At 70.5% G+C, this 17,052-nt stretch carries 21 protein-coding genes and 1 tRNA gene; 6 read left to right on the top strand and 16 right to left on the bottom strand.

Annotated features, from left to right (window positions below; all coding sequences use genetic code 11):
• Nucleotides 1–28: 28 nt before the first annotated feature.
• The 10 genes from ACIG5F_RS34205 to ACIG5F_RS34160 form a co-directional block, all read right to left on the bottom strand.
• The gene (locus tag ACIG5F_RS34205; protein ID WP_396524072.1) at nt 29–361 is read right to left on the bottom strand and encodes a hypothetical protein; all 333 of its coding nucleotides are present in this window, start codon (nt 359–361) and stop codon (nt 29–31) included.
• A 454-nt stretch (nt 362–815) separates the two neighbouring features.
• Complete coding sequence (locus ACIG5F_RS34200) at nt 816–1,352, bottom strand: M15 family metallopeptidase (protein WP_396524070.1); 537 nt, start codon at nt 1,350–1,352, stop codon at nt 816–818.
• Nucleotides 1,353–1,468: 116 nt separating this feature from the next.
• Nucleotides 1,469–2,077 carry a D-Ala-D-Ala dipeptidase VanX gene (gene vanX, locus ACIG5F_RS34195; RefSeq protein ID WP_396524069.1) on the bottom strand — a complete coding sequence of 203 codons (609 nt, stop codon included), beginning with the start codon at nt 2,075–2,077 and terminating at the stop codon, nt 1,469–1,471.
• A gap of 2 nt (nt 2,078–2,079) precedes the next feature.
• Nucleotides 2,080–3,114: a D-alanine--(R)-lactate ligase gene (gene vanA / locus ACIG5F_RS34190; protein ID WP_396524068.1), complete on the bottom strand. Its 1,035-nt coding sequence runs from the start codon at nt 3,112–3,114 to the stop codon at nt 2,080–2,082.
• Complete coding sequence (gene vanH, locus ACIG5F_RS34185) at nt 3,107–4,075, bottom strand: D-lactate dehydrogenase VanH (RefSeq protein WP_396524187.1); 969 nt, start codon at nt 4,073–4,075, stop codon at nt 3,107–3,109. The genes vanA and vanH overlap by 8 nt, the downstream gene beginning before the upstream one ends.
• A 782-nt stretch (nt 4,076–4,857) precedes the next feature.
• Nucleotides 4,858–4,930: transfer RNA gene (locus tag ACIG5F_RS34180), tRNA-Ala, on the bottom strand.
• A 76-nt stretch (nt 4,931–5,006) separates the two neighbouring features.
• Nucleotides 5,007–5,786 (bottom strand): gephyrin-like molybdotransferase receptor GlpR, encoded by a 780-nt coding sequence (glpR, locus tag ACIG5F_RS34175; protein WP_396524066.1) that lies wholly within the window; start codon nt 5,784–5,786, stop codon nt 5,007–5,009.
• Between the two features lie 145 nt (nt 5,787–5,931).
• Nucleotides 5,932–6,588, bottom strand: a complete 657-nt coding sequence (locus tag ACIG5F_RS34170) for a GNAT family N-acetyltransferase (protein WP_396524065.1) — start codon at nt 6,586–6,588, stop codon at nt 5,932–5,934.
• 4 nt (nt 6,589–6,592) lie between these two features.
• Complete coding sequence (glp, locus tag ACIG5F_RS34165) at nt 6,593–7,816, bottom strand: gephyrin-like molybdotransferase Glp (protein ID WP_396524064.1); 1,224 nt, start codon at nt 7,814–7,816, stop codon at nt 6,593–6,595.
• Nucleotides 7,817–7,827: 11 nt separating this feature from the next.
• A complete protein-coding gene (locus tag ACIG5F_RS34160) occupies nt 7,828–8,718 on the bottom strand; it encodes a UTP--glucose-1-phosphate uridylyltransferase (protein ID WP_396524063.1) in 891 nt (296 codons plus the stop codon).
• A 38-nt stretch (nt 8,719–8,756) separates the two neighbouring features.
• Between ACIG5F_RS34160 and ACIG5F_RS34155 the strand changes: the two genes are divergently transcribed.
• The 4 genes from ACIG5F_RS34155 to mscL all read left to right on the top strand — a co-directional run bounded on the left by ACIG5F_RS34155 (nt 8,757) and on the right by mscL (nt 10,886).
• Nucleotides 8,757–9,332 (top strand): 5-formyltetrahydrofolate cyclo-ligase, encoded by a 576-nt coding sequence (locus tag ACIG5F_RS34155; RefSeq protein WP_396524062.1) that lies wholly within the window; start codon nt 8,757–8,759, stop codon nt 9,330–9,332.
• A gap of 101 nt (nt 9,333–9,433) precedes the next feature.
• The gene (locus tag ACIG5F_RS34150) at nt 9,434–9,754 is read left to right on the top strand and encodes an FmdB family zinc ribbon protein (protein ID WP_396524061.1); all 321 of its coding nucleotides are present in this window, start codon (nt 9,434–9,436) and stop codon (nt 9,752–9,754) included.
• An 82-nt stretch (nt 9,755–9,836) separates the two neighbouring features.
• On the top strand, nt 9,837–10,460 hold the full coding sequence (gene cpaB, locus ACIG5F_RS34145) for a Flp pilus assembly protein CpaB (RefSeq protein ID WP_396524060.1): 624 nt from the start codon (nt 9,837–9,839) through the stop codon (nt 10,458–10,460).
• 42 nt (nt 10,461–10,502) lie between these two features.
• The gene (gene mscL / locus ACIG5F_RS34140) at nt 10,503–10,886 is read left to right on the top strand and encodes a large conductance mechanosensitive channel protein MscL (protein WP_396524059.1); all 384 of its coding nucleotides are present in this window, start codon (nt 10,503–10,505) and stop codon (nt 10,884–10,886) included.
• A 177-nt stretch (nt 10,887–11,063) separates the two neighbouring features.
• Here the strand turns inward: mscL and ACIG5F_RS34135 are convergent, their stop codons facing one another.
• On the bottom strand, nt 11,064–11,252 hold the full coding sequence (locus ACIG5F_RS34135) for a hypothetical protein (RefSeq protein WP_396524058.1): 189 nt from the start codon (nt 11,250–11,252) through the stop codon (nt 11,064–11,066).
• Between the two features lie 42 nt (nt 11,253–11,294).
• On the opposite strand from ACIG5F_RS34135, the gene ACIG5F_RS34130 reads away from it, so the two are divergent.
• A complete protein-coding gene (locus tag ACIG5F_RS34130; RefSeq protein WP_396524057.1) occupies nt 11,295–11,579 on the top strand; it encodes an Rv0909 family putative TA system antitoxin in 285 nt (94 codons plus the stop codon).
• Nucleotides 11,580–11,642: 63 nt separating this feature from the next.
• On the opposite strand, the gene ACIG5F_RS34125 is transcribed toward ACIG5F_RS34130, so the two are convergent.
• The gene (locus ACIG5F_RS34125) at nt 11,643–12,143 is read right to left on the bottom strand and encodes a molybdenum cofactor biosynthesis protein B (protein ID WP_396524056.1); all 501 of its coding nucleotides are present in this window, start codon (nt 12,141–12,143) and stop codon (nt 11,643–11,645) included.
• 94 nt (nt 12,144–12,237) lie between these two features.
• Between ACIG5F_RS34125 and ACIG5F_RS34120 the strand changes: the two genes are divergently transcribed.
• The gene (locus ACIG5F_RS34120; RefSeq protein ID WP_396524055.1) at nt 12,238–13,299 is read left to right on the top strand and encodes an NAD-dependent epimerase/dehydratase family protein; all 1,062 of its coding nucleotides are present in this window, start codon (nt 12,238–12,240) and stop codon (nt 13,297–13,299) included.
• 27 nt (nt 13,300–13,326) lie between these two features.
• Here ACIG5F_RS34120 and ACIG5F_RS34115 read toward each other — a convergent pair whose 3' ends face one another.
• Genes ACIG5F_RS34115 through ACIG5F_RS34100 form a run of 4 tightly spaced genes read right to left on the bottom strand, consistent with a single transcriptional unit; the run spans nt 13,327 to nt 17,034 of the window.
• Entirely contained in the window at nt 13,327–14,058 is a 732-nt protein-coding gene (locus ACIG5F_RS34115; RefSeq protein ID WP_396524054.1) for a class I SAM-dependent methyltransferase, read from the bottom strand.
• 10 nt (nt 14,059–14,068) lie between these two features.
• Entirely contained in the window at nt 14,069–15,076 is a 1,008-nt protein-coding gene (locus tag ACIG5F_RS34110) for a sensor histidine kinase (protein WP_396524053.1), read from the bottom strand.
• A gap of 7 nt (nt 15,077–15,083) precedes the next feature.
• Nucleotides 15,084–15,776 carry a response regulator transcription factor gene (locus ACIG5F_RS34105; RefSeq protein WP_396524052.1) on the bottom strand — a complete coding sequence of 231 codons (693 nt, stop codon included), beginning with the start codon at nt 15,774–15,776 and terminating at the stop codon, nt 15,084–15,086.
• 4 nt (nt 15,777–15,780) lie between these two features.
• Nucleotides 15,781–17,034 carry a hypothetical protein gene (locus ACIG5F_RS34100; RefSeq protein ID WP_396524051.1) on the bottom strand — a complete coding sequence of 418 codons (1,254 nt, stop codon included), beginning with the start codon at nt 17,032–17,034 and terminating at the stop codon, nt 15,781–15,783.
• Between the last annotated feature and the right edge of the window lie 18 nt (nt 17,035–17,052).

Raw genomic sequence — 17,052 nt, 5'->3', positions numbered from 1 at the left:
TCTTAAGCCAAGGGCGCCAACGTGCCAGTCAACGCGTGAAGGAGACCAGGGCGCGGGGCAGCAGTCCGGGCCGGGCGTGCCGGCCACGGCGGGTGCGGATGACGACAGTGTTGACGGCTCGAACGGTCGCGCCCACGGTCTGGCGGCGGGTGAGGCCGTCGGGGCGGGGTCGGACCAGGCCCCACAGCGCGGCCCCGGCCGCGGCCAGCAGGTAGACCAGCGACGCGGCGGTGATGAGCACCGCGATCAGCACCACGGTGACCAGGAAAAAGACGATCATGAATGGCAGCAGGATCGGGTTGAGCGAGCGGTCGCGACGGTAGCGGGCGGAGTCGGCGTGCTGGTCGGCGCCCAGCTTCATGATTGCTCCCGGTGGGGCGAATTCGATCAGTGGGGCGAATTCAGTTCGGATCATACGTGGAGCAAATTGCTGCTACTTTACCTGAAAACCACCCATGGATCACCTGGCGGCGTTCCGTGTTCGACCATGCATCCACTATCGACCTAGGAACGCGGGCCGCAACGGGTTCGTTCCGGATCTCCCCCACCGTCCACGCCGGACCTTTGATCATTCAGCCAGCATCGCCCCAGCTCACCGCCGCCCGGCCGGCCCCCGCGCCGCCCGCCAACGTCACCCACTTGGCGTAGTCAATAGTGATGACGCCGCGCCCGGGAGGTTCGGTCCCTTGATCTTGAGGTGGTCCCGCGGACAACTCGCATTTTTCGCGAACGGGAGTCTCACCCTCGAGCGCCGGCGGTTCGAACGATAATCGCCGGGTCGAGTTCGGCACCGAATTCCCTGGACCGCCAGGGTGTCAGCCGGCGGGCTGCTCGCCGATGATCCTGGGGTCGTGGCTGGGATCGGGGTACATGGGCGGGCAGCCATGCTCGACCGCCTCGGGGCGCAGCTCGTAGTGCCAGGGCTCGTTGCGGTAGATCTGGCACAGCCCGTACCGGGCCCCGTGCTCGGACAACCAGGCCCGGGCGTTGGTGGGCCGGCCGATGTCGACGGCCTGGCCGGCCACGTGCGCGGAGGTCTCGGGGGTGGCCACCCAACGCGCGGCTTCCTCTTCCGAGCCGAAGTCGGCGACCGCCTCGCGACGGAGCCGGTTCTGGTACTCCGGGGAGCGCCAGCCGCTGTTGACGTGGAACTCCACGCCGTCGGCGGCGGCGTCGGCCGCGGCCCGGCGCAGGGCGTCGAGCAGGGGCGGGTTCAGGTTGACCACGCCAGGGACCTCGTCGTCGAAGACGGTCGTGCCGGCCGGGACGGCGCCGTCGGGCACCCCATCGGCCTCGCCGAGCTGGTCGTCGATCGGGCGGGTCGTGGACTGCGACGGTCCGCTGTGGGTCATTCGCGCAGTCTAGGCAGCGCTCACGTCACGGAGCGCCGGCATACCACGCTCAAGGACTCGGGCGGACGTGCGCGGGCCGGTCGGGAACGGCCGGGCCCGCCGCACGTCATCACCGACTATTCGATGGGGAAATCGAAATAGGTGTCCGGGTATGGCTCGTTCGCCAGCGTGTAGTGCCACCACTCGTACTGGTAGAAGGTGAAACCGGCCTCCTCCATGACGGAGCGGAGGTGCTGGCGGTTCTTCGCCTCCTCCGGGGTGACGCCCTCGGCCCCGTGGTGCGAGACCGGGTCCATCACGTCGTGGTCGCCGCCCATGGCCGCGAGTTCACCGGAGTCCAGGTGGAAAATCGTCAGGTCGACGGTGCTGCCGCGGCTGTGCCCCGACTTGGCGGCCACATACCCCAACTCGAACATCGCCGGCCGCTCGATGTTCGGATAGTGCCGCTGCTTCTTCCGTCCGTCCTCCGGCTCCTTCGACCAGCGCATGAAGTTGTCGACGGCGCGCTGCGGCCGATAACCATCCCAGATGAGCAGGCCGAAACCGAGGGCCGCGGCGTTGTCCCGTGCCTTCTCCAGGCCGGCGCACAGGGCCCTCGTGCCGACGATGCGATTCACCAGATAGCCGTCCACCGGCTTGCCGACAAAGTTGTCCCAGGTGGCGTACTTGGCGTCCCAGCGAATGCCGGGCACGAGTTCGTCGACGAAGACGAAATCGTCGTGCATCGTCACTTCGCCGCCAGCGCGAGCGGCACCCAGCGGTCGACCAGGTCGCCCAGCGACAGGCCGGCGGCCTTCATCATGCGCGGGTAACGGCTGTACGAGGTCAGGCCGGGAAGGGTATTGACCTCGTTGAGAACCACGGTCCCGTCCTCCTTGAGGAACAGGTCGACCCGGGCCAGTCCGCGGCAGCCGACCAGGCGGTAGATCGCCTTGGCCGTCTTCTGCACGGCCTCGCGCGACTCCTCGGAGATGTCGGCCGGGCAGATGAACGCGGAGTTCTCGGAGCCGGTCTCGGGCGAGGCCTCCTGGTGGATCCGGAAGAAACCGGAGGACAGCGCCACCCGGTCCGGCTCGCCGGCGAACAGGTCGTCGTCGTTGCCCAGGATGGAGCAGCCGATCTCGCTGGCGACCACGCCCTCCTCGATCAGCACCTTCCAGTCGTACTTGCGGGCCGTCTCCAGCGCCTCGGCCAACTCCTGCTTGCCCGACACCTTGGTGACGCCGTACGAGGAGCCCGATCGGGCCGGCTTCACGAAGACCGGGTAGTTGAGCAGGTCGCCGTCGACCTGGTCGTCGGGCAGCACGATCTGGAAGTTCGGCGTCGGGATGCCGGCGGCGCTGACCACCCGGTAGGTGAGCGACTTGTCCATGCACAGGGCCGAACTCGGGATGTCGCAGCCCACGTAGGGGATGCCGGACAGTTCGAACAGGCCCTGGATGGCGCCGTCCTCGCCGAGCTTGCCGTGCAGCACCGGCAGCACCACGTCCAGCCGGATCGTGTCGTACTTGCCGTCCTCCAGCACGACCAGGCCGTGCACGCCACGGTCGGGGGACAGCACGGCCGCGCGGCTGTTGGTCTCCCAGTTCTCGTCCGGGCCGTTGTCGCACAGCCGCCACAGGCCGTCCTCGGTGATCCCGATGTAGAACGGCTCGTACTTGTCGAGGTCGAGGCTCTTGGCGACCTCACGCACGGACTTGAGGGAAACGGGGTGCTCCTCGGAAACGCCACCGAAGATGATGCCGAGCTTCAACCTAGCCATGCTGGTTCCCGCTTTCGAATTCCAGACAGTTGATGAGGGAGTTTTCGATCGTGTCGCTCAGCGCGTGGTCCGTATAGTACGCGGTATGCGGGCTGATGATCACATTCGGCATTTCTTGGAGCCGTAACAACGATTTGTTCTCAATGGGCTTGTCTCTACGGTCGACGTAGAACACGCCTTCCTCACCCTCGACGACATCCAGCGCCGCGCCGCCCAGCTTGCCCTTCTCCAGCGCCCAGACCAATGCCTCGGTGTCAATGAGCGGACCGCGTCCCGTGTTGATGACGAACGCGCCGTCCTTCATCCGCTCGATGCGGTGGCGATCGATCAGATGGCGGGTTTCCGGCGTGAGCGGCGTGTGCAGCGAGACGATGTCGCTGCGCTCCAGAATCTCGTCGAGAGAAACGTACTCGGCGGTCGCCTTGGGACGATTGTCATAGGCCAGCACAGGGCAGCCGAAACCGCGCAGGCGATCGATGACCGCGGCCCCGATACGACCCGTTCCCACCACTCCGACGGTCAGGTCGCGCAGTTCTCGGCCGCGCGTCTCGTGCAATCGGTAGTCGTGCGCGTCGGTGCGCCTGATCAGCGACTTCACATGCCGCACCGACATCAGCATCATCATCAACGTGTAGTCGGCGACACTGTCGGGCGAATAGTAGACATTGCCCACGGAAATACCCAGCTTCGCCGCGTACGCGACGTCGATGTGATTAAATCCGACACTACGCGTCGAAATGTACTTCACACCGACTTCACTGAGCGCGAGAAGCGTGGAGTTCATGATTCGAGTCTTGTGTCCGACGCTGATGCATCGGTTTCCGAGCGCCAGTTCGACGTTGTCCTCGGACACCGGGGCGTCGGTCATGGTTGGCACTACACCGAACCGAGGCGCCATTTCCTGGAACAAGACGGCCTCGTCTCGCCCACACCCATAAATCGTGATTCCCGTAGTCGTCAGGACGGCCGTGGAGGACCCGGACGCCAGCGATCGGGTGCGGCGGGCCGCTGTTCGTGCTCGTTCGCTGTAGGCCATGCCGGGCAGTGTAAGCAGCGACGCGCCGACGGCAAGTATGCGGGGGTCCGATATGCCGACAAGACGTTACCAACCGGTAGCATAGTGCGTCCGCGCGGGGTCCCCCGCCCGCCGGCACTCGGCCCCACCCGCTCCCACCTGCGCCTGAACCGGCCGGCCGCCGCCGATCCGCCCGCCTTCCCGCCCCGTCAACCCGACGATCGACGCCACCCAGGCAACCTGCCCCCGCCCCGCGCGTCTACTCCTTTGACGGCCGCCAGAACACCACCACCGACCCCCTCCCACCCCGCGTGACCAGCCCGACATGTCCGCCCCCGAACAACCTCCCCACCCCACGATTTGCCAATTCCCCAGTTCCCCCGCGGCAGCCACCTCAAAAGGCCCCCCGCCACCCCTCTTCGCCGGTCCGCTTTGATGACGTCAGTCCGGCCAAGCCGACTCTGCGCCGCATCAAGGCTGCTGGCCAAAAACCCTCGCAAGCCGCTGATTGCCAGGGCCGGGGTGAGTCATAGCCACAAGGTGATCGGGCACCCCACCCAACCGCCACCATCAATGCCGCAGGCGAGATCCCACCCCACGCAACCACAGCCGGGGGTCCGGGGGCGAAGCCCCCGGCGTGGGGGCTTGGGGGCCGGGCCCCCAAAGGGCACAACGCGAAGAGCCCCGCTTGCGTTTTCCGCAAGCGGGGCTCTCCCACGATTCGCGCGTGGAGCTGAGGGGAATCGAACCCCTGACCTTCTCGATGCGAACGAGACGCGCTACCAACTGTGCTACAGCCCCGTCGTACTTCCGCTGTCGCGTCCGTACGTGGAGAACTATAGCAGGGTCGGGCGGGTGGCTTTGCCACCCCCCTCGATCATCCGGCGGCGCGGTGGTAGCCGCGGCGCAGGGGCCGGTCGAGGTCCTCGAAGGCGGGGTCCTCGTCGTCGATGTCGACGACGGTGGTGCCGTTGAGGACGGGCTGCGGCCGGTAGGGGTCGCGGGCCGGGGTGGAGCGGGGGGCGTCCTCGTATTCGGAGAGTTCGGGCTCGACCGGTTCGGGCTCGACGTGCCGGGCCTCGGTGAACTGGGGCTGGGCGGGCTCGTCGTAGTCGTCGTGGTCGTACTCGGTCTCGACGAACTCGGCCTCGTCGGCGACGCGGCCGCGGATGCGGGCCTGCCGGCGTTCGCGCACGTCGGTTTCGATGCGGACCTGGCGGCGCAGGTAGCCGAGGTAGCCGACGAGCAGCAGGTCGACGCCGCCGTGGCCCCACCACGCGATGGGCATGACGAGGCCGGCGAACAGGGCGCTGAGCACGGCCAGCACGAGCAGCGCCAGGACGGCGCGCTGCCGGAAGGCGTACTTGGCGCGGGCGGAGGCCGCGGCCGCTTCGGGGTCGTAGCCGCCGCGCCCGGGCCGGTAGGGCCGGGGCTCGTCGTCGTAGTGGCGGTAGTCGTCGTCGGTGATCGCTGTCTCGGACTCGTCGACGGGCATGTCGAGCTCCTCCTCAACGTCCTCGGGACCGCCGTGGACCACTCGTGCGGCCATCGCGGTGTCGGAGGTCTTGGCCACTTCCTGCCGCTTGCGCGCGATCATCGGGACCAGGACGACGAGCCATGCCACCACCAGGGCGACGATGATCAATGAGCTGGGCACGTTCGTCACCTCCCCCGTCAGTTCGATGGGCGTGCGCTGACCGCAGACGCCACGTTAGTCACAACAGTCACACGTGTCTCCGAGGCGCGCCGGGGATACACGGTTCCGCAAGTGTGGCGAAAAGCGCACCAACGGGTGAACTCGGTTACGCGTGACGGGCGCGTCCGGACTGAACCAAACGGTCTACCAGACCCTCGGTGACCTCCTCCGCCGTCAGGGCGAAGCAGATGTGGTCCCGCCAGCCGCCGGCCACGTCCAGATAGCGGCGGAACAGCCCCTCCTCGCGGAAGCCGAGCTTGGTCAGCACCCGGACGCTGGGGGTGTTCTCGGGCCGCACGGTGGCCTCGATGCGGTGCAGCGCGGCGTGCCGGAAGCAGTGGTCGACGACCATCGCGGTGGCGGCGGTGGCCACGCCCCCGCCGTTGACCTCGCTGTCCACCCAGTAGCCGACCCAGGCCGAGCGCAGCGAGCCCCGCAGCACGTTGCCCACGGTGACCTGCCCGGCCAGCACGCCGTCAACCATGATCATGAACGGCAGGGTCTGTCCGCGCCGGGCCAGGCTGCGCAGCGCCGACCACTGGCTGGGCCAGGCCAGCACGCCGTTGCGCTCCTCCCAGCTGCCGGGCGCGGTGGGCTCCCAGTTCTCCAGGTGCGCGCGCTCGCGGATCCGGATGCGGGACCAGGCGCCGGCGTCGAACAGCCGGGGCGGGCGCAGCTCGACCACGCCGGCCGGCACGGTCAGCGGCCCGAGCCGGGCCGGCCAGCCGGGGTGTCGACCGCCGCCGAACTCGGCGATCTCCATGGGCTCACCCACGCTGGGCGAGGAAGCACACCTGGATCTCCTCCCCGACGCCGACGTCGGTGACGTCCTCGTCGACCACGGCCAGGCAGTTGGCCTCCGCGAGCGAGGCCAACAGGTGCGAGCCGGAGGTGCCCAGCGGCTGCAGCAGGAAGTCGTCGGTGCCGCTGTCGCGCAGCAGCTGCCCGCGCAGGAAACCGCGCCGGCCCTTGGTGGACGTCAGCGGCGAGAGCAGCCGCGCGCGGACCATGCGCCGGTACGGGTTGGCCTTGCCCAGGGCGGTCCGGATCAGCGGCCGGACGAACACCTCGAACACCACCAGCGCGCTCATCGGGTTGCTGGGCAACAGGAACGTGGGCACGGCGTCCGGCCCGAGCCGGCCGAAGCCCTGGGCCGACCCGGGGTGCATGGCGACCCGGGTGGTGTCCAGGTCGCCGAGCTCGGCCAGCGCGGCCCGCACCTCGTCGCCGCCGCTGCCGCCGACCCCGCCGGCGACCACGACGATCTCGGACAGCAGCAGCCGGCCCTCGACGATCTCGCGCAGCCGCCGCGGGTCGCCGGGCACGATGCCGACGCGCGACACCTCGGCCCCGGCGTCCCGCGCGGCCGCGGCCAGCGCGTACGAGTTGACGTCGTAGACCTGGCCGGGGCCGGGGGTGCGGTCGATGTCGACCAGCTCCTCGCCGACGCAGATGATCGACACCCGCGGCTTGGGGTGCACCAGCACCTTGTCCCGGCCCACGGCGGCCAGCAGGCCGACCTGGGCCGAGCCGATGGTGGTGCCGCTGCGCACGGCGACGTCGCCGGTCTGCACGTCCTCGCCGGTGCGCCGGACGAACGCCGCCGACGGCACCGACATGGTCACGGTCACCTTGGCCGGGTGACCGTCGGTGTAGCCGAGGGGAACCACGGCGTCGGCCAGTGTCGGCAGCGGGGCCCCGGTGACCACCCGGACCGCCTGGCCGGGCTGCAGCCGGCGGGGCTGCCGGGAGCCGGCGGCGATCTCCCCGACCACCGGCAGCGCGACCGGGCTGTCGGTGGCCGGCTGCACGTCGACGCTGCGCACCGCGTAGCCGTCGACGGCGGCCTGGTCGAAGCCGGGCAGGGCGCGTTCGGCCACGACCTCCTCGGCGCACAGCAGGCCCTGCGCCTCGGAGATCGCCACCCGAACGGGCGAGGGCCGGACCGCGGCCCCGAGTACCCGGGTGAGCTGCTCGTCTACTGACCTCATCGTGGTTCCGCTCAAGCCTTCCCGATTCGACCCTCCAGCCAGCTGCGCAGGTCAGCGCCATACTCCGGGTGGTCGAGGGCGAAGTCCACCGCGGCACGCAGGAAACCACCCGGGTTTCCCAGGTCGTGCCGGCCGCCGCGGTGGACCACGACGTGCACGGGGTGACCTTCGTTGATCAGCATCGCGATCGCGTCGGTGATCTGCAACTCGCCGCCGGCGCCCGGCGTGATGCGCTTGATGGCGTCGAAAATGGCCCGGTCCAGCAGGTAGCGGCCGGCTGCGGCGAAGGTCGACGGGGCGTCCTCGGCCTTGGGCTTCTCCACCATGCCCACGACCTGCTTGACGTCGTCGTCGCCGGTGTCGCGGACGTCGAACACGCCGTAGGCGGAGATCTCCTCGCGCGGGATGTCGAACGCGCAGAGCACGGTGCCGCCGAGCCGGGAGCGGACCTCGGCCATCTTGGTCAGCACGCCGTTGGGCAGCACCAGGTCGTCGGGCAGCAGCACGGCGACGGCGTCGTCGGAGCCGTCCAGGTTGCCCTCGGCGCAGCCGATGGCGTGGCCGAGGCCGAGCGGCTTGTCCTGGATGGCGGTCTCCACCGACAGCAGCTTGGTGGCCCGCTGCACCTTGGCCAGCAGCTCGGTCTTGCCGCGGTCCTGGAGCGTCTGCTCCAGCTCGGGCTGGGGCCGGAAGTAGTTGGCGACGGCGTCCTTGCCCGGCGAGGTCACGATGACCAGCTTGGTCGCGCCCGCCTGGGCGGCCTCGGTGGCGACCAGCTCGATGCCGGGGGTGTCGACCACGGGCAGCAGTTCCTTGGGGACGGCCTTGGTCGTCGGGAGGAAGCGGGTGCCCAGGCCGGCAGCGGGCACGATGGCCGTGTGGAAGGCGCTTGGCGAGCTCATGGACGAGAAGACTATCCGTCACTCTGCGAGGTGGGATCGTGACACCGCTGGGAGCTGCCCCAGAGAAGGCTGTGTGGCGCAAACGCCTGGTCAGGGCCCGTTCCGAGTTGTCAAGCGAGGTTCGGGCGGCGGAGGCGCAAGCGCTTGCCGACGCGGCGCTCGCGGTGGGCTGGCCGGGGGCCACGGTGTGCGCGTACGTGCCGGTCGGGACCGAGCCCGGCTCGCCGGCGCTGCTCGACGCGCTGCGGGCGGCCGGGCGGCGGGTGCTGCTGCCGATCGTCACCGGCCATGAACCCCTGGATTGGGGGGTCTTCTTCGGGACGGAGCACCTGGTGGCCGGGCCGTACGGGCTGCGGGAGCCGAGCGGGCTGCGACTGGGGCCGGGCGCGGTGGCCAACGCCGACGCCGTGCTGGTGCCGGCGCTGGCCGTGGACCGGCAAGGCGTGCGGCTCGGGCGGGGCGCCGGCCACTACGACCGGTCGATGGGCAAGGTCACCGGCCCGCGCATCGCGGTGGTCCGGGCGGAGGAGTTCGTGGACCGACTGCCGGCGGAGCCGCACGACGTCCTGATGACCGCGGTACTCACCCCAACGGGTGGACTTGTTCGACTGTGACGATTCCCCCTGCTGTTTGCGTGCGCACGCCGTCGTGTCGCAAAATGAGTGTTGGCACTCTCCGCTCCCGAGTGCCAAACCTGACCGCTCGCGGAGGAACCGTGCCGACCTACCAGTACGCGTGCACCGCATGTGGACACCGCTTCGAAGCGGTCCAGTCCTTCAGCGACAACGCGCTGACCGAGTGCCCCGAGTGCAGCGGCAAGCTGCGCAAGCTGTTCGGCTCCGTGGGCGTGGTCTTCAAGGGCAGCGGCTTCTACCGCACTGACAGCCGCAACGGCTCCACCGCGTCCTCGCCGGCCGCCGCCAGCAGCTCGGACACCAAGTCCGAGAGCAAGAGCGAGACCAAGTCGGAGTCAAAGCCGGCCGCGAAGCCGGCGGAGACTACCTCATCCGCGCCGGCGAAGGCCGCCGCCAGCTGAGTTGTCCACAGGGAACACCGGTTGTCCACAGGTCGTGGACAACCGGTGTTTTCGCTGTTGACGGCCCTCTAGCGTCGATCGCATGGCCGTCCCCCGCAGCACCCGACTTCGACGCCTGCTGACCACCTCCAGCTGGGCGCGCACCATGCTGTTCCGTCGCACCGCGGCCGCGGTGCTGGCCGTGCTCGCCGTGGCACTGGCCGCCGCGACCCTGCTGCACGGGCGCGAGCACGCCATCCCGGTGCTGGTCGCCGCCCGGGACGTGCCGGCCGGTGCCACGCTCACCGGCGACGACGTGCGAACACGCGACCTGCCGGCGGCCTACGTCCCGGCCGGGGCGCTGGCCGAGCCCGCGGCCGCCGTCGGGCGAATACTCACCGGCTCCGCCCGGGCCGGCGAGCCGATCACCGACGTGCGGCTGGTCGGGCGGGAGAACACCCTGCTCGCCACCGGCGATCCGGACTCGGTCGCCGTGCCGGTGCGGCTCAGCGATCCGGCCGTCGCCGACCTGCTGCGCCCCGGCAGCCACGTGGATGTGGTCGGCGATCCGGCGGTGCTGGCCAGCGACGCCGTTGTGGTGGCGGTGCGTCCGGGCGAGGGTGTGTCGACGAAGGGGCGGCTCGTGGTCATGGCGCTGCCCCGCCGGGTCGCCGCCAAGGTGGCGGCCGCGTCATTGGCTCAGTCGGTGACCGTTACTCTGCGCTGATCAAATCTCGGCCTTGATCACTCGTCCCCCCGAGGAGTCGCCATGCTGAAGGGTTTCCGGGACTTCCTGTTCCGCGGCAACATCGTCGACCTGGCCGTCGCCGTCGTCATCGGCACCGCGTTCACCGCCCTGGTGACCGCGCTGGGCACGGCGTTCATCAACCCGCTCGTGAAGGCCATCACCGGTGGCCAGATCGGCGGCACGTTCACCGTCGTCGGCGTCACCTTCGACTACGGCCTGTTCATCACCGCCCTGATCAACTTCGTCATCGTCGCGGCGGTGGTCTACTTCTTGATCGTCGTGCCGGTGCAGCGCGTCACCAACCGCTTCAAGAAGCAGGAGGAGGAGAAGCCCTCCGCCCCCACCGACATCGAGCTGCTCACCGAGATCCGCGACCTGCTCCGCTCCCAGCAGGGCCAGCGCTGACCCATCCCGGCGGCCGCCGGTCCCGCGGGGGGAGGGTCGGCGTCCGCCCCGGGCCCACGGTTCAACCGGCGGGTCCGGCCGGCGAGGACCGGCAGGTGAGGACCGGCTGGTGATCCAGCCGGCCGCGAGGATCCGGGTCGGTGAGCCGCGGCTGACCGGTCCGCCGGCCGGATCCCGCTAGCGGTCCTCGTGGTGGGGCGGACGGTTCTCCTCGTACCAGCTGTCGCCGCTGTCCCGGCCGCGTTCGGGGTCGCGCTCGTCGGAGGTGGTCTCGGGCAGCACCTCGCCGAACACCTCCCCGAGGCGCTTGGGGTCGATGCGGCGGGGCTGTTCGCGTGGCTCGGTCACGGTGCCATCGTCCATCATGGGGCGAGCAGGCTGTTTTCAAGCGGAAGGCGGGGACCGGAAGTGACCAGCTTCTTCGACAAGGCCAAGGAGATGGCCAACGACCTGGCGGAAAAGGCCGCGCCGCTGCGGGACAAGGCCGCGGAGGTGGCCGGCGACCTCGCCGAGAAGGCGGAGCCGCTGCGGGAGAAGGCCGCGCCCTACCTGGAGCAGGCCGGCGAGGCGATCAACAAGGGCGCGGACGCCGCCGCGGCCAAGATGGACGAGCTGACCGGCGGCAAGTTCAGCGAGGGCGTGCGCGCCGTCGGCGACAAGGTCACCGACCTGTTCACCAACGACAAGAAGTGACGAGACCGGGAGGCCCGGGCTCGCCGTGAGGGCAGGCCCGGGCCTCTCGTCGTGACCGGGGGATCAGGCGTCGTCGAGGCCGGAGAGCTGCTCGATGACGTGCGGCACCAGCGCGGACAGGGTGGCCATGCCGTCCCGGACGGCGCCGCGGGAGCCGGCCAGGTTGACGACCAGGGTGCTGCCGGAGATGCCGACCAGGCCACGGGAGATGCCGGCGTCCACGGCGCCGGCGGCGAGGCCGGAGGAGCGGAGCGCCTCGGCGATGCCGTGGATGGGGCGGTCGAGCACACCCTGGGTGGCCTCGGGCGTCTGGTCCCGGGGCGACACGCCGGTGCCGCCGACGGTGACGACCAGGTCGACGCCGCCGATGACGGCGGTGTTGAGCGCGTTGCGGATGCCCACGACGTCGCCGGACACCGCCACGACACCGTCGACGATGAAGCCGGCCTCCTCCAACAGTTCGGTCACCAGCGGCCCGGTGGTGTCCTCGTGCTCGCCGTGCACCACCGCGTCGTTGATGATCACGACGAGGGCACGGCCGAGACGCTGCGCACTGCGTTCCATGCCACCAACCTAGCGGTCGAGCGGATCTGACGGTTCTGTGACGTGCCCGCGCGCGGACGACCACGGCGGCCGGTCTGCCCATAACGTCGTGGACGTGCGAGTCCTCATCACCGGCGGGGCCGGCTTCATCGGCTCCCACGTCGCCGACGAACTGGCCGACCGCGGACATGACGTGGTCCTGCTCGACGCGCTGCTGCCCAAGGCGCACGGCACCGCGGAGCCTCCGCAGTGGACGGCGCGGCACCAGATCGTGCTCGGCGACGTGCGCGACGGCGAGCTGCTGGACCGCCTGCTGACCGGGGTGGACGTGGTGTGCCACCAGGCGGCGGTGGTCGGCCACGGCGTGGATCCGTCCGACGCCCCGGAGTACGCCTCCCACAACGACTACGGCACCGCGGTGCTGCTCGCCGCGATGCACCGCGCGGGGCTGCGGCGGCTGGTGCTGGCGTCGTCCATGGTCGTGTACGGCGAGGGCCGCTACTTCTGCGGGCACCACGGCGTCGTACGGCCACTGCCGCGGCAGCAGTCCGATGTGGATGCCGGCCACTACGACCCGCGCTGCCCGTGCTGCGACGCGGAGTTGGACTGGCGGAAGGTGCCGGAGGACGCGCCGCTGGAGCCGCGCAGCACGTACGCGGCGACGAAACTGGCACAGGAGCACCTCGCCGCCGCATGGGCGCGGCAGACCGGCGGCAATGTGTGGGCGCTGCGCTACCACAACGTCTACGGCCCCCGGATGCCGCGCGACACCCCGTACGCCGGCGTCGCCTCCCTGTTCCGGTCCGCGCTGCGCAACGGCCAGGCGCCGACCGTGCTGGAGGACGGCTTGCAGATGCGGGACTTCGTGCACGTGACGGACGTCGCGCTGATCAACGCGCTCGCGGTGGAGCAGGCCGCCCCGGATGGCACGCTGGAGGCCGTCAACGTGTGCTCCGGCGATCCGCACACCGTCGGCGAACTCGCCGCCGAGCTGGCTGTCGCGTGCAATGGTCCAGCGCCGCGGATCGTCGGCGGCGCGCGCCCGGCCGACGTCCGGCACGTGGTCGCCGACCCGACCAAGGCCGCCGATCTGCTCGGCTTCAAGGCTCAGGTCGAGTTCGCCACCGGCGTCGCCGACTTCGCCACCGCTCCCCTACGGGATCCGGTCCGCTCCTGACACGACGGCATGTGACAAAGCGGCAGATCAGGGAAAACGGGTGAGCATGAGGTGGGTGGTGCGGTGCACATGCACCATGCCGCCGATGCCTTCGATGGCCGCGTGCACCTCGGACATCAACGGCCCGAGGCGGTCGCCGAGGCGGAGGTGGGTGCTGTGGGTGGCCATGACGCCAACCCATTCGTCGGCGGACCGCAGTGCGGACGACTTGTAGGAACGCGTGCGCAATGGTGTGAAGCCGCCGCGCACGAGCGGATCGTCATCGGCGCGGACCGGCGTCCACGCGGCGGCCGGTCGCCAGGACTGCGGAACCTCGGGCGCGAGCCGGCGGTAGACGGGCTCGATGGCCTTGATCGCCGCCGGCTCCAGGAGACAGCTGTTCCAGAACCGGGCGACCCGGCCGCCGGGGCGCAGCAGCTCGGCCGCCCGCCGGGCGCCGGCGACGGGGTCGACGAAGTGCCAGGAGTCGGCGAAGGTCAGCAGGTCGAACCGCCGGTCGCCGGCGTCCCAGGTCTCGAAGGTCCCGATCTCCACCGGCACGCCGTGGCTCCGGGCGATCGCGGCCATCCGCTCGTCCGGCTCCAGGCCGAGGACGGTCATCCCCCGCTCGGCCATGGCCACCGTCGCCTTGCCGGTGCCGCAGCCGACGTCCAGCACCGCGCCGCCGAGGCGTTCGAGGTCGTCGACCAGGCCCTCGGGCGGCGGCGGCCGGAACCGGTCGTACTGCTCGGCGATGGGCCCGAAGGGCAGCTCCCCCATGCCGTGCACGTTAGACCGCGATGGGCAGCTTGACCTCGAACCGGCAGCCGGGGCCGTGGTTGTGGGCGGCGATCTCGCCGCGGTGGGCCTCGACGAGCCCGCGGGCGATGGCGAGCCCGAGGCCAGCGCCGCCGTCGCCGGAGGGGGTGCGGGCGGCGCTGCCGCGGAAGGCGACGTCGAAGACGCGGTCCAGCTCGTTGTCGGGGATGCCGCCGCAGGCGTCGTCGACGCGGACGACCGCTCGGTCCGCTTCGGCGTCGACGTGGACGGCGACGGTGCCGTCGGCGGGGGTGTGCCGGATGGCGTTGGAGAGCAGGTTGCGGATCACGCGAGCCAGCTCCGGGTCGCTGCCGAGCACCACGGGCCAGGCCTCGGCGTTGGCTTCGAGGCGCACGCCCTTGCGCGCGGCGACCGGTCCCTCGGCGGCGACGGCCTCGCTGATCACGTCCCGCAGCGGCACGGCCGACATGGTCAGCCGCAGTGCGCCGGCGGTGATCTTGGAGAGCTCGAACAGGTCGTCGACCATGCCGGACAGCCGCTGGGTCTCGGTGCTGATCCGCGACGCGTAGCCGGCGATGTCCTCGGGCGCGGAGACCACGCCGTCGGACAGGGCGTCGGCCATGGCCCGGATGCCGGCCAGCGGCGTGCGCAGGTCGTGGCTGATCCACGCGACGAGTTCACGCCGCGAGGCCTCGGCGGCGCGTTCGCGGGACCGGGCCTCCCGTTCCCACACGGTCCGCTTGGCGATGCCCCGCCCGAGCAGCAGCGCGGCCGGCACGGTGACGATCGCGACCCACAGGAACACGAGCATGGTCGTGTTGAGCATGGCGGTGAACATGAAGCCGCTGACGCCGATCACGCCGATGGCCGTGGCCGCAAGCGGCACCAGCACGAGCACCGTCATGGAGGTGGCCAGAGAGCGCTCTCTGAGCCATTGCAGCAGCACCAGGCCCAGCAGCGCGATCGGCAGCGTGAAGGCGATCGCGTACGGGGCGATGTGCATCAACTCGACCAGCATGTGCGCGTCACCCCGCGATCGCGTCGAAGCGGTAGCCGACGCCCCACACGGTGACGATCCGCTTGGGGGTGGCCGGATCTTCCTCGATCTTCTCCCGCAACCGTCGCACGTGGACGGTCACAGTGGACTGGTCGCCGAAGTCCCAGCCCCACACCCGTTCCAGCAGCTGCGGCCGGCTGAACGCCTGGCCGGGGTTGACCATGAAGGACACCAGCAGGTCGAACTCCCGCGTGGTCAGGCTCAGCGGCGCGCCGTTGAGCGTCGCGCTGCGGGCCACCGTGTCCAGCCGCAGGCCGCCGTCCGCGAGCTCGCCCATCGACGGCCCGGCCGGCGTCCCCTTGGCCCGCCGCAACACCGAGCCGACCCGCAGGGCCAGCTCTCGCGGACTGAACGGCTTGGTCACGTAGTCGTCGGCCCCCAACTGGAGTCCGACCACGCGGTCCTCCTCCTCGCCCAGCGCCGTGAGCATCACGATCGGCACCGAGTGCCGCTGCCGCAGCCGCCGGCACACCTCCAGACCGTCGATGCCGGGCAGCATCAGGTCCAGCACGATCAGGTCGGGCACCTGCTTGGCCACCAGTTGGAGAGCGCTCTCCCCGTCTCCCGCCATCACCACCTCGTGCCCGTCGCGCTCCAGGTAGCGCCGAACCACGTCGCGCACCGTCTCGTCGTCGTCGACGACCAGGACCCGTCCCGTCATTGCCTCACCAGTTCGTCAGCACCAGATGGTTGACCGCGAGCGCGGTCAGTGCCTGCGCCGCCAGCCACCACCGCCGGGTGGGAGCCGGCAGCAGCGCCGCTGCCGGCACGAGCCACACGGTGAACGGTAGCCAGATGCGTTCCACTTCGGCCTTGCTCAGGCCGGTGATGTCGGCCAACAGGATGGCCAGCACGGCCGCGCCGGTGATCAGCAGCAGCGGCGATCGTGGCAGTGGCGACTGTGGCAGGCGGCGCAGGCCGGCGACGGCGGCCGGGCCGGCGGCGAGCACGACCGTGGCCAGGTCGGCCCACACCCAGTAGGAGTACGGCCGCAGGGCGCCGATGCCCTGGTAGTAGCGCTCGACCACCAGGTGGTAGCCGTCGAACCACCAGAACCCGGCCGCCGCGAAGGCGGCCATGACTGCGAGGGCCGCAACCACGGCCACCCCCAGTGCCACCCAACGGCGCGTGGCGATCACCGCCGCCAGGGCGACCAGGCCGAACAGCAGCAGCCCGTACGACAGGAACACGGAGTAGCCGAGCAGCAGCCCGCCACCCACCCAAGCGATCCAGTGCCGCTGCACCAGCAGGGCGACGGCCAGCGCGGTGACGCCGGCGAAGAGGCCGTCGGCGGACACACCGACCCACACCGCCCCCGGAAACAGGATCGAGAACGGCACGACGGTCGACGCCAGTTCGGCGTGACCGAGGGAGCGCAGGGTCCACGGCACGGCGACCGCGGTGAGGCTGCCGATCAGGATGACGACAACCCCGGCCCACGCGCCACCGCCGAGACCGAGCCGGTCCAGCCAGACGAAGGTCAGCAGCGCGCCGGGCGGGTGGCCGGCGACGTGAGTGGTCCACGAGTCGGGCTGGAAGTCGAGGATCCGCGCGCTGAACGAGCGCAGCATCGCCGCGATGTCGTGCACGCCCGGCACTTCGTGCAGGTACTCGTCCTGGGAGGTGAGCCGGTCGGCGATGCCGCGCTGCCAGCCGTCGACCAGCGCGAGCGAGAACGTCCAGGCGACCGCGAGCGGATAGGCGAACCGCAGCGGCGGCCGCCAGGCGATCACCGCGACGGCGACGAGGATCGCCAGCGGCGTGCCGATGCCGACATGCGGCAGCCATTGCGCGAACAGCGGGGGCGCCGCCGCGAAAATGTTGGGCACGAACAGGCCTACCGCCGTCGCGATGCCCACGAACACCAGGGCCGCGCCGCCCACGACAAGATCGAGGCGCCAGCCGATGCGTTGGGCCATGGCTGTCACGGTAGCGGC

The sequence above is a fragment of the Kutzneria sp. NPDC052558 genome (genome assembly GCF_044547355.1).
Taxonomy (GTDB): domain Bacteria; phylum Actinomycetota; class Actinomycetes; order Mycobacteriales; family Pseudonocardiaceae; genus Kutzneria.
Note: the sequence above shows the minus strand (reverse complement) of the source record. Positions and strands in the feature narration are given on the sequence as shown.